Origin of the sequence: Bradyrhizobium macuxiense (assembly GCF_007993935.1) — a bacterium.
GTDB lineage: Bacteria > Pseudomonadota > Alphaproteobacteria > Rhizobiales > Xanthobacteraceae > Bradyrhizobium > Bradyrhizobium macuxiense_A.
Window position 1 is genome coordinate 290014 of the sequence record NZ_VITY01000007.1, and the last position, 12813, is coordinate 302826.

General features: G+C 64.3%; 13 protein-coding genes. 8 read left to right on the forward strand and 5 right to left on the reverse strand.

Features of this window, described 5'->3' with window-relative positions:
- Positions 1 to 103: 103 nt before the first annotated feature.
- Positions 104 to 2413, forward strand: a complete 2310-nt coding sequence (locus FBZ93_RS20370; protein WP_146987868.1) for a xanthine dehydrogenase family protein molybdopterin-binding subunit — start codon at positions 104 to 106, stop codon at positions 2411 to 2413.
- Positions 2414 to 2515: 102 nt separating this feature from the next.
- Positions 2516 to 2962, forward strand: coding sequence for a c-type cytochrome (locus tag FBZ93_RS20375; protein WP_146987870.1), 447 nt, complete (start codon positions 2516 to 2518; stop codon positions 2960 to 2962).
- A gap of 91 nt (positions 2963 to 3053) precedes the next feature.
- Here FBZ93_RS20375 and FBZ93_RS20380 read toward each other — a convergent pair whose 3' ends face one another.
- Entirely contained in the window at positions 3054 to 3476 is a 423-nt protein-coding gene (locus FBZ93_RS20380; RefSeq protein WP_146987872.1) for a CHRD domain-containing protein, read from the reverse strand.
- A 165-nt stretch (positions 3477 to 3641) separates the two neighbouring features.
- Between FBZ93_RS20380 and FBZ93_RS20385 the strand changes: the two genes are divergently transcribed.
- Positions 3642 to 4580, forward strand: coding sequence for a c-type cytochrome (locus FBZ93_RS20385; RefSeq protein ID WP_146987874.1), 939 nt, complete (start codon positions 3642 to 3644; stop codon positions 4578 to 4580).
- A 40-nt stretch (positions 4581 to 4620) separates the two neighbouring features.
- On the opposite strand, the gene FBZ93_RS20390 is transcribed toward FBZ93_RS20385, so the two are convergent.
- Together FBZ93_RS20390 and FBZ93_RS20395 are read right to left on the reverse strand one after the other, a co-directional pair.
- Positions 4621 to 4974, reverse strand: coding sequence for a DoxX family membrane protein (locus tag FBZ93_RS20390; protein ID WP_146987875.1), 354 nt, complete (start codon positions 4972 to 4974; stop codon positions 4621 to 4623).
- 20 nt (positions 4975 to 4994) lie between these two features.
- Entirely contained in the window at positions 4995 to 5669 is a 675-nt protein-coding gene (locus FBZ93_RS20395; RefSeq protein ID WP_167529123.1) for a hypothetical protein, read from the reverse strand.
- Positions 5670 to 5793: 124 nt separating this feature from the next.
- On the opposite strand from FBZ93_RS20395, the gene FBZ93_RS20400 reads away from it, so the two are divergent.
- Positions 5794 to 6399 carry a TetR/AcrR family transcriptional regulator gene (locus FBZ93_RS20400; RefSeq protein WP_167529124.1) on the forward strand — a complete coding sequence of 202 codons (606 nt, stop codon included), beginning with the start codon at positions 5794 to 5796 and terminating at the stop codon, positions 6397 to 6399.
- A 140-nt stretch (positions 6400 to 6539) separates the two neighbouring features.
- Here FBZ93_RS20400 and FBZ93_RS20405 read toward each other — a convergent pair whose 3' ends face one another.
- Positions 6540 to 6785, reverse strand: a complete 246-nt coding sequence (locus FBZ93_RS20405; protein WP_016845986.1) for an Lrp/AsnC ligand binding domain-containing protein — start codon at positions 6783 to 6785, stop codon at positions 6540 to 6542.
- 204 nt (positions 6786 to 6989) lie between these two features.
- Here FBZ93_RS20405 and thiD point away from each other — a divergent pair, with 204 nt between their 5' ends.
- The 4 genes from thiD to FBZ93_RS20425 all read left to right on the forward strand — a co-directional run bounded on the left by thiD (position 6990) and on the right by FBZ93_RS20425 (position 11051).
- Entirely contained in the window at positions 6990 to 7787 is a 798-nt protein-coding gene (gene thiD / locus FBZ93_RS20410) for a bifunctional hydroxymethylpyrimidine kinase/phosphomethylpyrimidine kinase (protein ID WP_146987880.1), read from the forward strand.
- A 317-nt stretch (positions 7788 to 8104) separates the two neighbouring features.
- Positions 8105 to 8917 carry a UDP-2,3-diacylglucosamine diphosphatase gene (locus tag FBZ93_RS20415; RefSeq protein WP_050423189.1) on the forward strand — a complete coding sequence of 271 codons (813 nt, stop codon included), beginning with the start codon at positions 8105 to 8107 and terminating at the stop codon, positions 8915 to 8917.
- Positions 8914 to 10005 (forward strand): glycosyltransferase family 4 protein, encoded by a 1092-nt coding sequence (locus tag FBZ93_RS20420; RefSeq protein ID WP_146987882.1) that lies wholly within the window; start codon positions 8914 to 8916, stop codon positions 10003 to 10005. The genes FBZ93_RS20415 and FBZ93_RS20420 overlap by 4 nt, the downstream gene beginning before the upstream one ends.
- 56 nt (positions 10006 to 10061) lie before the next feature.
- Positions 10062 to 11051, forward strand: coding sequence for a threonine/serine dehydratase (locus tag FBZ93_RS20425; protein WP_146987884.1), 990 nt, complete (start codon positions 10062 to 10064; stop codon positions 11049 to 11051).
- 75 nt (positions 11052 to 11126) lie between these two features.
- On the opposite strand, the gene FBZ93_RS20430 is transcribed toward FBZ93_RS20425, so the two are convergent.
- Positions 11127 to 12710, reverse strand: a complete 1584-nt coding sequence (locus tag FBZ93_RS20430) for a caspase family protein (RefSeq protein WP_246667565.1) — start codon at positions 12708 to 12710, stop codon at positions 11127 to 11129.
- Between the last annotated feature and the right edge of the window lie 103 nt (positions 12711 to 12813).

Here is a 12813-nt window from a genome sequence, read left to right on the forward strand (position 1 = left end):
GAGACCCGCTCCGCAAGGGGCAAAACGCCCCCAGAAAGCCGTTTGCGCTTCGCGGACAACCACGCCAATATGCGCAAAACACACCAAGGCAATTGGAGAGACGATGGCAGCTCCCATCAAATTCGGCGTCGGACAGAGTGTGCGGCGCAAGGAGGATGACGCTCTGATTCGCGGCAAGGGCCGCTACACCGACGACGTCGCACCGTCTCCCGCATTGCACGCGCTGATGCTGCGCTCGCCGCATGCGCATGCCACCTACACGATCGATGCCGGCAAGGCCCGCGGCATGCCCGGCGTGGCGCTGATTCTGACCGCGGCCGATGTCGCCGAGCTCGGCGGCCTGCCGTGCCTGTTCAACCTCGAGACCGATCCGTTCATCGCGCCGCCTTATCCGATCCTGGCCAAGGACGAGGTGCGCCATGTCGGCGACGCCATCGCCTTCGTGTTCGCCGATACCGTCGATCATGCCCGTGATGCGATCGAGGCGATCGACGTCAAGTGGACGCCGCTGCCGGCGGTGGCCGGTCTCGTCAATGCGGTGAAGAAGGACGCGCCGCAGGTCTGGCCGGACAAGCCCGGCAATGTGCTGTTCGACGTCTCGATCGGCGACAAGGGCGCCGCCGAGGCCGCGTTCGCCAAGGCGCATGCGGTGGCCGAGATCACCATCGTCAATCCGCGCGTCATCACCAATTTCATGGAGACGCGCGCAGCCGTCGCCGAATACGATGCCAAGAGGGATCACCTGACGCTGACGATCGGCAGCCAGGGCAGCCACCGCCTGCGTGAGATCCTCTGCGACATGATCCTGAAGATGCCGAAGGAGAACATGCGGGTGATCTGCCCTGATGTCGGCGGCGGCTTCGGCACCAAACTGTTTCCCTATCGCGAATATGCGCTGATCTCGGTCGCGGCGCGCAAGCTCAAGAAGTCGGTCAAATGGACTGCCGAGCGCTCCGACCATTTCATGGGCGACGCGCAGGGCCGCGACAATCTCACCACCGCGAAGATGGCGCTCGCCGAGGACGGCAAATTCCTCGGCATGGATGTCGATCTGATGGGCGACATGGGCGCCTATCTCTCGACCTTCGCGCCCTATATCCCGCATGGCGGCGCCGGCATGCTGCCAGGCCTCTATGATATCCAGGCTTTCCATTGCCGCGTCCGCACCGTGTTCACCAACACGGTGCCGGTCGATGCCTATCGCGGCGCCGGCCGCCCGGAGGCGGCCTATGTGATCGAGCGGCTGGTCGACGCGGCGGCGCGAAAGCTCGGCATGACGCCTGACGCCATCAGGCGGAAGAACTTCATTCCACCGAAGTCGCTGCCGTACACGACCGCGACCGGCAAGGTCTACGATTCCGGTGACTTCGTCGCGCATATGAAGCGCGCGATGGAGATCGCCAACTGGAAGGAGTTTGGCAAGCGCGCCAAGGCGGCCAAGAAGGACGGCCTGGTGCGGGGCATCGGCATGGCGAGCTATGTCGAGGTCTGCGGCACCATGGGCGAGGAGACCGCCAATGTGGCGCTCGATCCCAATGGCGACATCTCGATCCTGATCGGCACGCAGTCGAGCGGGCAGGGCCACCAGACCGCTTACGCGCAGATCGTCGCCGAGCAGTTCGGCGTGCCGCCCGAGCGCGTCCATGTGCTGCAGGGCGACACCGACAAGATCGCGACCGGCCTCGGCACCGGCGGCTCGGCATCGATTCCGTCCGGCGGCGTCAGCGTGCAGCGGGCGACGCATGAGCTCGGCAACAAGCTGAAGGAGCTGGCGGCGCAGGCGCTGGAAGCCGGCACCGGCGACCTCGAGATCGCAGACGGCCGCATCCGCATCGCCGGCACCGACCGCTCGATCAGCTTTGCCGATCTCGCCAAGCGTCCCGGCGGCGACACATCGAAGATGAATGCGAGCGCGACCTTCGCCAGTGCCGACGGCACCTATCCGAACGGCACGCATCTCGCCGAGGTCGAGATCGATCCCTCAACCGGCATCATCAAGATCGTCAGCTACGTCATCGTCGACGATTTCGGCGTCACGCTCAATCCGCTGATGCTCGCGGGCCAGGTTCACGGCGGCGCGATGCAGGGCATCGGGCAGGCGCTGATGGAGCAGGCGGTCTACAGCCAGACCGACGGCCAACTCGTCACCGGCACCTTCATGGATTATGCGATGCCGCGTGCTTCGGACGGACCGTCCTTCGTGTTCGAGACCCACAACGTTCCCTGCACGACCAATCCAATGGGCGTGAAGGGCGCGGGCGAGGCCGGCGCGATCGGCTCATGCCCGGCGGTCGTCAACGCGATCGTCGAGGGGCTGCATCGCGAGTTCGGGATCGACCACATCGACATGCCGGCGACGCCGGAGCGGGTCTGGGTCGCGATCCGCGAGGCGCAGCGCCGCCATACTCTCTGATAAATTGTCGCAGGCGGAATGAAGATTCCGCCTGCGGTGTTTGCAAACCAGACCGGCCGCGTACCTGCGGACCGGGACAGAACGAATTGAGGGGTTTTGCCGATGAAGCGGATTATCGTCGTTGCTGCGATGCTTGCCTTGAGTGCCGGTGCTGTCGTGGCCGACCAGAACCAGGTCAAGCAGACCCAGGCCCAGATGAAGGAAACCGGCAAGAACGCCGGCGCCATCGCCGCCATGCTCAAGGGCGAGAAGCCCTACGACCAGGCAACCGTCGATGCCGCGCTGGCAAGGTTCGAAGACACCGCCAAGAAGCTTCCGACGCTGTTCCCGGAGAGCAGCAAGGGTATCAAGCTGGAGGGCGACTACTCCACCTCGCCGAAGATCTGGGAAGACAAGGCCGGCTTCGAGCAGCACATCGCGAGCTACGCCAAGGCCGTCGCCGACACCAAGGGCAGGGTCAAGGATATCGATACGCTGAAGGCGGAAATGCCGCCGCTGTTCAAGCAATGCGGCGGCTGCCACGAGACCTATCGGCTCAAGAAGGGCTGATCGCCGTCCGTCATCGTCGTTCGATCAATGAAAAGGGCGGACGCCGTGAAGCGTCCGCCCTTTGTTGTGTCGGCCGTTTCTTGTTGAGGTCTTACTTCGTCACCTGGCCGCGGATCTCACCGCCCGGGTTCGCCGCGGTGTGGACGTTGACATAGTACTTGCCGGCGAGCAGATCGGCGGCCTGCGCGTCGGTCAACGTCGCGCTGCCTTCGACCGGGCTCGATGTCGCGTTCGGGATCGCGACCGCGACGCCGGAATTCTTGCCGGCTTCGGCGGGGCCGTGGAAATGCGCTGCGGTGGCCGGGCCGGTGAGGCCGGAATAGGTCAGTTTCCAGCTCAGCTTCTTGGTGGCGGCATCGTAGTCGATGTCGGCAGTGCCGGTGCCGGCGCTGGTATTCGCAGGCACTTCGGACTTGGCGTCCAGCTTGGCGTGCAGCTTCTCGGCAAGGGCCGGGCCCGCGAATGCAATCGCGGCGCCGAGCGTCAGCGTGGCAAGCAAGGTCTTGTTCGACATGGTTCTCTCCCCTTTGACGTCACACGATGGTTGCAATCTTCAAACCGCGGCTCACCGGATTTATTCCCAAAATGATCGTGAGTGCGGCAAATTTGATGCGAGCTTGTGCGAACGGTTGCCATCATACTGGTTGATGAACTGACGCGACCAATGACGGATCGGTGAATGTTGCGACGAATTCTCCTTCTGGCCGGCCTGGCCGGCCTCATCGGCTTCGGCGTGTTCTGGTGGCTGACGATCCCCGCGACCGTTGCCGCGAGCGCGCTGCCAGCCTACCAGCCTAACCTCGCCAACGGGCTCACAACGTTCAATGCGGGGGGATGTTCCTCCTGCCATGCCGTGCCGAAGCAGGACGACCGCACGAAGCTCGGCGGCGGGCTCGCGATACCGTCGCCGTTCGGCACCTTCTACGCGCCGAACATCTCGCCCGACCAGAACGACGGCATCGGGCGGTGGAGCGAGGCCGATTTCGTCACCGCTGTCATGAAGGGCACCTCGCCGTCGGGGACGCATTACTTCCCGGCGTTTCCGTACACGTCCTATCAGCACGCCAGGGTCAATGACGTGCGCGACCTGTTCGCCTATCTGAAGACCTTGCCGCCGGTCGCCGGCAAGGTGCGCGATCACGATGTGCCGTTTCCTTTCAACATCAGGCGCGATGTCGGGGTCTGGAAATTTCTGTTCATGGACGGCAAGCCGTTCATCGCGGATGCGAGCCGCTCGGCGCATTGGTATCGCGGCGCCTATCTCGTCAACAGCTTCGGCCATTGCGCCGAGTGTCACAGCCCGCGGAATTTCCTCGGCGGCATCGTCAGCTCGCAGCGTTTCGCCGGTGGGCCGAATCCGGAGGGCGAAGGTTGGGTGCCCAACATCACGCCGCGGGGGATCGCGGACTGGAGCGCGAAGGATATCGCCTATTTCCTCGAAAGCGGACAGACGCCGGATGGCGATAGCGCCGGCGGCTCGATGGTGCGCGTGATCCGCAACACCTCGCAGCTTTCGCCTTCCGATCGCGACGCGATCGCCGACTACGTCAAGTCGCTGCCGCCGGTCGACGGGCCGCCAAAGCCGACGCGCAAGGCGGAAAAGACGGATCCTTCCTGATTGCGCCGGGTGATGCTTGCTGTCCGCGCTGCTTGGCCTGCTATCCGCGCCACGCAGTGGCGGCAATGACCATCAAGCCACCGGCAAGCGCGAGGTCCTTGAAGAATAGCGTTCGTTCCGCTTTGTCGGCGAGGTCGAGGTGAAAGCCGAATGCGGTCGCAAGGCAAAACAGCGCCAGCGCGCCGGCGGCAAACGACAACTGCCAGCCGATCAGCAATGCCAGGCCCGCACCAAGCTCGAGCGCGATGACCAGTGGCAACAGCACGCCGGGAATATGGTGTGCCGCCATGTGGTCGAGGAACGGCTTCGGGCCAGCGATTTTGGCTACGCCGGCAAGGATGAACAGCAATGCGAGCAGGCTTCGTCCGGCAATCGTGACCATCGAGATCGGCATGAGAGGACCCTCCGGGCTTGTTATTGGCTGTTGCGAGCGTGGTATCTCGCCTGTGAAGCGAACAGGACGGCGGACAGGATGAAGGCAAAGACGAAGAAGATCGTCCGTCCCAGCACCAGCGCCTTCGCCTGCTCCACCGGCGTCACCGAAATCAGGACCCCGAACGGGACGTAGCACCACAGCACCACCGCGATGGTTCTGCCGAGCCTGCCGAACTGCAGGAAGCCGAACGAGAACAGCAAGGCTGCGAGATAGCTGGCGTGAAACTTGACCTGGGAGGCGATCATCTGCAGCTCCCCGTCGGCCGGCGACAGCGGCAATCCGTTCTGGATCGCATGCACCATCGTCATGATGTGGTGGTTCTCGACGCAATCGAGCAAAACCGTGAGCATCATGGCGGCGAGCGCAATGCCCAGCAGATACGGGTCCATCATCGTGCGCAGCCGGGCGGCCAGCACGGTGAAAAATGCGCCGTAGAAGATCATGAAGAGATTATCGAGCCCGAGATTGAGCCGCAGACCGAACGGCACCAGAGGGGTCGCCAGATGCGCGCCATAGGCTTCGACGGAGCGAGCGGTCTGGAAGAAGTCCTGCGAACCCTTGGTGGTGAGGATACCGATCACCATGGCGCCGACGGTCGCCGCCGCGAGCGTCGCCAGAATAGCGAGCGTACGGTCCATTGGACTGCTCTGCATGATATAGCTACTCCGTGCGTGTCCAGCCGACTCGTCGAGTTACAAATATCAACTGCTATCTGAAATAGATACCAGATGATATCTGAAAATCAATTGGTATTTGCACGTTCAGGAGCCCGATCCGTTGCCCAGGCTAAATCGCGAGGAAAGTCAGGCCCGTACGAAGAGTCTCCTGATCGAGGCGGCGCGCGAGGAGATCATCAAGAAGGGGTTTGCGCAGGCCTCCGTGCGCGACATCGCCGACGCCGCCGGATTTTCGCAGGGCGCGTTCTATTCGAATTTTCCCGACAAGGAGGCGATCCTCCTGGAACTGGTGCAACAGCATCAATCCGAGGAGCGTGCAAAAATCGAAGGCGTATTGGGGCAGGCAGCGGGCGAGCCGGCGAAGCTGATGGCCGGCCTCGAAAAATGGGCCGCCACCGCCAATTCGGATCCGGGGTTCGCCGTGCTGGCGATCGAGCTGCAATTGCAGGCGCTGCGCAGCCCGACTTTCGCGCAAGGCTATAACGAGCTCAACCGCAAGCACCGCCGGGCGCTGGGCGTGCTGGTGACGCGCCTGTTCGAGTTGCTTGGCAAGCAGCCGCCGGCCGATCCCGTGGAGATCGCCACCGGCTTCATCGCATTGGGCCGCGGCATGGCGCTCTTGTCGAGGGCCGGCGAAGTGAGCCGCAGCGGCCGGATCGTCGTCACGTTCCTGAAGGCGCTGATCGACGCGGCGCCATCAGCCTAGAGCATGATCCGGAAAAGTGCGAAGCGGTTTTCCGAAAAGATCATGCTTAGACAGGAATCTAAAGCGCGATGATGATTCAACTGATCTCATCGCGCTTTAGCGGCGCGCCTCGCCAAGCCGGCACGTGTGAAGATCGATCGCTACTTCGCGCCGAACGCCTTGAAGGTGATGATGGTGAGGGTGTCCTGGATGCCCGGGATCACCTGAACCTTCTCGTTGATGAAATGGCCAATGTCGGTGTCGTGGTCGACGTAGAACTTGACCAGGAGATCGTAATTGCCCGCGGTGGAATAGATCTCGGACGCAATCTCGGCTTCCGCCAGCGCATTGGCGACGGTGTAGGACTGGCCGAGCTTGCATTTGATCTGGACGAAGAAAGGAACCATCAAAGTCGTCTCCGGGGATTTGGCCGACTATAGGCCAAAAACCGGCGGCCAAGGCAAGGGGACAGAAGGGGGCAAGGCAGGGCCAACGCGCGGTAAAGTCAGGCGAACTTGCTGGCAATCGGCGGCCGGGCTAGGACAGGCGCAAGGACAGACGATGGTCTCATTCGTGATGGTCTCATTCCAATCAACCACCGGTGCCGCAAGATGACGCCGGTCGCGCTCACCATTGCCGGCTCGGATTCCTCGGGCGGGGCGGGCATCCAGGCCGACCTCAAGAGCTTTGCCGCGCTCGGGGTCTATGGCGCCTCGGCGATCACGGCGCTGACCGCGCAGAACACCACGGGGGTCAGCGGCATCCATCCGGTGCCGGCGTCTTTCGTCACGGCCCAGATCGATGCCGTGTTCTCCGATCTCGACGTCGGCGCGGTGAAAATCGGCATGGTGGCGCAGGCCGAGACCATCGCGGCGATCGCCGATGGGCTGAAGCGCTGGGCGCCGCGCCATATCGTGCTCGACCCGGTGATGGTCGCAACCTCGGGCGACCGCCTGCTTGCCGCCGAGGCGGTCGATGCGCTGAAGACCAAGCTGTTTCCGCTGGCCTCGCTGATCACGCCGAACCTGCCGGAAGCGGCGGCGCTGTTGAACGAGCCGGTTGCCTCAAGCGAGGCCGATGTCGAGCAACAGGGCAAGCGATTGCTGGCGATGGGCTGTCGCGCGGTGCTGGTAAAGGGCGGTCACGGCCACGGCGCCGAGAGCATCGACTATCTGATCGAAGGCGCGCGCAGCATCGCGCTCGCGGCGCCGCGCATCGCGACATCAAACACCCACGGCACAGGCTGCTCGCTCTCGTCGGCGATCGCGGCAGGGCTCGCGAAGGGCGAAGCGATGGAGACCGCCGTGCGCAACGCCAAGGCCTGGATCTCTGATGCGATCGCCGCCGCCGATCGCTTCGCCGTCGGTCGCGGCCACGGACCGGTGCATCACTTCCACAAATATTATTGAAGCGGTGTGGCTCGTAGCTTCGTAGCCCGGATGCAGCGAAGCGAAATCCGGGAGCACTTTGTCCGCGCACGAAGGACCCGGATTACGCTTCGCTTCATCCGGGCTACGCATTCGTCACGCCCACGTTGTTCCACTGCGATATGCAGCAACACCACGCCTGTTCCTCACAGCCGCGGCTGCCGATGTCGCCAGATTGTCGCATGCGGCTGTTATCCGCAGGGCAGGGGCGCGCTGCTGATTCTCGTTAACTCTCTGTGGAGCCTCAGGTCGCGGGGATCGTCATCGCCTTGTCACAGGAATCTGTTAGGTGCACAGGCATGGGAAGTGACTCCTTGAGTGAAGAAAGCCCCGAGCGGCGCTTTCGCACTTTGTTTATCTCCGATGTCCATCTCGGAGCCCGCGGTTCGCAAGCCGACCGCCTGCTGGACTTCCTCCGCTCTCACGATGCCGACACGATCTACCTCGTTGGTGATATCGTCGACGGCTGGGCGCTGAAGTCGAACTGGTACTGGCCGCAGACCCACAACGATTTCGTGCAGAAGATGCTGCGCAAGGCGCGCAAAGGCGCCAAGGTGATCTACGTTCCGGGCAACCACGACGAGTTCCTGCGCAAATATTACGGCACGCATTTCGGCGGCATCGATGTGGTGGAGAACACCGTCCACACCGGCGCCGACGGCAAGCGCTACCTCATCATCCACGGCGACATCTTCGATCTCGTGGTGCAGAACGCGCGCTGGCTCGCCCATCTCGGCGACAAGGCCTACGACTTTGCGATCCAGATGAATCGCTTCGTCAACTTCTTCCGCAAGATGTTCGGCGTGCCCTACTGGTCGCTGTCGCAATGGGCCAAGCTGAAGGTCAAGAAGGCGGTGAACTATATCGGCGCGTTCGAGGCGACGCTTGCCGGCGAGGCGCGGCGTCACGGCTGCGACGGCGTGATCTGCGGTCACATCCACTACGCGACGATTCATGACGAGCACGGCATCCGCTACATGAATTGCGGCGACTGGGTGGAGAGCTGCACCGCGCTCGCCGAGCACGAGGACGGCCATTTCGAAATCATCACCTGGACCGACCCGGTGCGCCGGATCGCGCCAGTTCCGCGAGTGACGGCACGCGCTGCATGACGCATATCCTGGTCGCGACCGATGCGTGGCATCCCCAGGTCAACGGGGTTGTCCGCACGCTGACCATGATGGCACAGGCGGCGAACACGCTCGGCGTCGAGGTCAGCTTCCTGACGCCGGACGAGTTCCGCACCTTCGCGATGCCGAGCTATCGCGATCTCCGGCTGGCGCTGCCGTACCGGGCCAAGGTCGCCAGCCTGATCGAAGCGGCCAAACCCGACAGCATCCACATCGCGACCGAAGGCCCGATCGGGCTTTCGGTCCGCCGCTATTGCCGTAAGCGCGGCCTGCCGTTCACGACGAGCTTCCACACCCGCTTCCCCGAATATGTTTCGGCCCGGACGCCGGTTCCGGAAGCCTGGGTGTGGCGGGCGCTGCGCTGGTTCCACAAGCCGAGCCGGGCGGTGATGGCGGCAACCCCGGCGCTGGCCGCCGAGCTGCGTCAGCGCGGTTTCCGCAACGTGGTGCTGTGGTCGCGCGGCGTCGATACCGCGCTGTTCCATCCGCGCGACGTCGACCTCTGCCTGCCGCAGCCGGTCTATCTCAGCGTCGGCCGGGTGGCGGTGGAGAAGAATCTCGAGGCCTTCCTCGATCTCGATTTGCCCGGCACCAAGGTCGTGGTCGGCGACGGCCCGGCGCGGGCGGCGCTGGAGCGGAAATATCCGCAAGCCGTCTTCCTCGGCGCACGCCATGGGGAAGAATTGGCTGAGATCTATGCCGCCGCCGACGTGTTCGCTTTCCCCAGCCGCACCGATACGTTCGGTTTGGTGCTGCTCGAGGCATTGGCGAGCGGCCTGCCGGTTGCCGCTTTTCCGGTCACCGGTCCCCGTGACGTGATCGGCGCGGCGCCGGTCGGCGTGCTCGACGACGATTTGCGGCATGCCTGCCTGGAGGCGCTCAGCATCCCGCGGCAGGCCTGCGTCGATTTTGCCGCGCTCCACACCTGGCAGGCGTCGGCCCGGGTGTTCATCGAGCGCTGCATGAACGTTCGCCCCGCCGCGCCCGACGGCGAGGGGGAAGTGTTCGAATTCGGTGCCGAAGAGCACCATTTTGCAGCCCTGCCGGCCACACACCCCACCTCACGCTAGACGAGTCACGCTAAAGCGTCTTGCCGGGCCGTGGCCCGCCGCGATACAAATTGCGGATGACGGACACCGTTTTAAATCCACCCGTCGCTGCCGCGGACATCGATGCCGCCGCAAGGGTGGTCGCGCCGTTCGCGGTGCGCACGCCGCTCCTGACCTTCCCTGTTCTCAACGAACGCGTCGGCAGCCGGGTCTTCCTCAAACCCGAAATGCTGCAGCGGACCGGATCGTTCAAGTTCCGCGGCGCCTTCAACAAGCTCGCCTCGATCCCGCAGGACAAGCGGAGCGGCGGCGTCGTCGCGTTCTCCTCGGGCAACCATGCCCAAGGCGTCGCCGCGGCGGCCAAGATTCTCAACATGCAGGCGACCATCGTGATGCCTGCGGACTCCCCGCTCACCAAGCGTGAGCGGACCAAGTCGTATGGCGCCGAAGTCGTGCTCTACGATCGCGATCGCGACGACCGCGCGGCGATCGCGAGTGGCATCGCCAGCAAGCGTGGCGCGACCCTGGTGCCTCCCTATGACGATCCGCTCGTGATCGCGGGCCAGGGCACCGCCGGCCGCGAGATCGCCGAGGACATGGCGGCGCTCGGGCTGACGCCTGATATCGTCGTGGCGCCGGCTTCGGGCGGCGGACTGATCGCCGGCGTTGCGACCGCGGTGAAGGCGAAATATCCGCAGGCCCAGGTGGTCGTCGCCGAGCCCGCCGGCTATGACGATCACGCGCTATCGCTCAAGGTCGGGCATCGCGAGGCGCATGCGGTTGCGCCGCGCACAATCTGCGATGCGCTGATGGCGATGATGCCGGGCGAGCTCACCTTTGCGATCAACAGCAAGTTGCTCGCAAACGGTGTCAACGCTTCCGACGAAGAGGTTGGTGCGGCTGTAGCTTTTGCCTATCGCGAGCTGAAGCTCGTGGTCGAACCCGGTGGCGCGATCGGGCTCGCCGCACTGCTTGCGGGGCGGATCGACGCCAGGGACAAGAACGTCGTCATCGTGCTCTCGGGCGGCAATGTCGACGCCGACCTGTTCGCGAAGCTCGTCGCCTGAGATCGGCATTTTGAAAAGCAGCGGGGGGCAGGGCGATGGTCGCTCTGCCCCCGTTTCGTTGTGCGGTGTGGCCGATCAGTGCCTGAAGCCGCCATGATGGCCGCCGCCGATGCCGCCGACATGCGAGCCGGACGGAGTTGAGTGGACCGCTGCACGGTCACCGCCGCCTGATCGCGTCCGGTCGACTTGCATGCTCTGCCGTCCGGTGCGGAAGCGGTGCCGGTCGCTGTCTCTCATGATCGGGCTTGATGTGGTCTTGCCGGCATTTGCAGCAGGAAGGCTCGCGATGTTGCCTTTGCCAATCGTGTTCGGCATCCCGGCCGGCTTCGCTCCGGGCGCGGGCATGTTGACGATCCTGCCGCCGCCGATCTGGCCATTGCCGCCGGCGCCCTGCAGGCCCGCATGGATCGGCTGCAAGGCCTGACGATTTGACAGCCGCGTGAATTGCATCAGCGGCACCGCCTTCGGCTGGGCCTGCAGCTTCAGGGCCTGCTGCGCGTAGGGGCCGCCGGCGAAATTGTCGTGGAAGGTCTTGTAGGCGAACGGCGTGTTGGCGAGCACCGCCTTGTGCCAGGCCGCGACCTGCAGCCAGTTGGTCAGCAGGGAGCGAATGCGGTCGCACAGCGGATCGCGCGGATAGAGCCGGATGAATTCCTCGTAGTATTCCGGCCGGCCCTCCGACAGCACGAAATCATAGGCCTGGCGCACCGAGCGGTTCGGCAGGTTCGACGCCATCTGCACGACAGGGCCATTCGCCGGCGCGCGGGACGACGCGACAGCGGTGTCGCCGAAGAAATAGAAATCGGAGGTCAGCGACGAGCTCTCCCACGGCGTCTGCCGGCCGTCGGTCGTCGAGTTCACCTCGAGGCGAACGCGCTTGAACAACTGCTCGATCGGCAGATTGGGCTCGCGCGCCAGCCGCAGGAAGGCGTTGGTGTAGGGGCTGTGGCCGTAGTTGCCGTCCTGCGCCTCCATGCCGGGCGCGGTCGAATAGCCGACGATCGAGCCGTTCGGCGCATCGACGACGGCAAGGCCGCGGCCGGCATCGTTGACGTTGGGAAACGGGTTGTTGCGGCAGGCATCGAGCACCACGATCCGCGTCCGGCTCGGGATGTTCTCGAGCGTGCCCATCACGTCGACGAGGCGCACCGCATGGCCGTCGAGGTCGGACGGCGTTGCGATCTTCGCATCGACCGGAATCAGATAGTTCTCGCCGGCGAGCTGCACGCCATGCCCGGCATAGTAGATCATGGCGACCGTGCTCGGGCCCCGCGCCGCGACCTTGTCGGAGAAATCCCGCAACACCTTCACCATGTCGCCCTGCCTGAGGTCGGTCGCAGAGATCACCTCGAAGCCGGCCGCGTTCAACAGCTCGGCCATCGACTGCGCATCGTTGCCGGGATTGGCGAGTTTTGGCGCATTCTCGTAGTTCGCATTGCCGATCACCAGCGCCACGCGCTGCTCGGGACCGCGTAGTGCAGCCGGTGTCGCTGCGGCTGATGTCGCCGGCGAAGCGGCCTGATCGAGGGATTGCACAGTCGTCTGCGCTGCAGTGCCGACGGTGACGGCGCCGGTCTCGGCAAGCGCCGCGCCGGGCGCACAGAGGCTGAACAGGCCGAGCAATGCGGCCGATATCATGATCGATGTCAGGCGGACCATCGCGCGCTCCCAAATGCTGATCCCGGTGCGAGACCGGTCGCGGGGACGCTAGACGCAGACGCGGCTGCGGTACGTGAGCTGGGTCACGGAGCGTGGGTGGTCA

Excerpts from the sequence above, each read along its gene's own strand:
- FBZ93_RS20370 (WP_146987868.1), top strand. The coding sequence starts at position 104 with ATGGCAGCTCCCATCAAATTCGGCGTCGGACAGAGTGTGCGGCGCAAG.
- FBZ93_RS20375 (WP_146987870.1), top strand. The coding sequence starts at position 2,516 with ATGAAGCGGATTATCGTCGTTGCTGCGATGCTTGCCTTGAGTGCCGGT.
- FBZ93_RS20380 (WP_146987872.1), bottom strand. The coding sequence starts at position 3,476 with ATGTCGAACAAGACCTTGCTTGCCACGCTGACGCTCGGCGCCGCGATT.
- FBZ93_RS20385 (WP_146987874.1), top strand. The coding sequence starts at position 3,642 with ATGTTGCGACGAATTCTCCTTCTGGCCGGCCTGGCCGGCCTCATCGGC.
- FBZ93_RS20390 (WP_146987875.1), bottom strand. The coding sequence starts at position 4,974 with ATGCCGATCTCGATGGTCACGATTGCCGGACGAAGCCTGCTCGCATTG.
- FBZ93_RS20395 (WP_167529123.1), bottom strand. The coding sequence starts at position 5,669 with ATGCAGAGCAGTCCAATGGACCGTACGCTCGCTATTCTGGCGACGCTC.
- FBZ93_RS20405 (WP_016845986.1), bottom strand. The coding sequence starts at position 6,785 with ATGGTTCCTTTCTTCGTCCAGATCAAATGCAAGCTCGGCCAGTCCTAC.
- thiD (WP_146987880.1), top strand. The coding sequence starts at position 6,990 with ATGACGCCGGTCGCGCTCACCATTGCCGGCTCGGATTCCTCGGGCGGG.
- FBZ93_RS20415 (WP_050423189.1), top strand. The coding sequence starts at position 8,105 with ATGGGAAGTGACTCCTTGAGTGAAGAAAGCCCCGAGCGGCGCTTTCGC.
- FBZ93_RS20420 (WP_146987882.1), top strand. The coding sequence starts at position 8,914 with ATGACGCATATCCTGGTCGCGACCGATGCGTGGCATCCCCAGGTCAAC.
- FBZ93_RS20425 (WP_146987884.1), top strand. The coding sequence starts at position 10,062 with ATGACGGACACCGTTTTAAATCCACCCGTCGCTGCCGCGGACATCGAT.
- FBZ93_RS20430 (WP_246667565.1), bottom strand. The coding sequence starts at position 12,710 with ATGGTCCGCCTGACATCGATCATGATATCGGCCGCATTGCTCGGCCTG.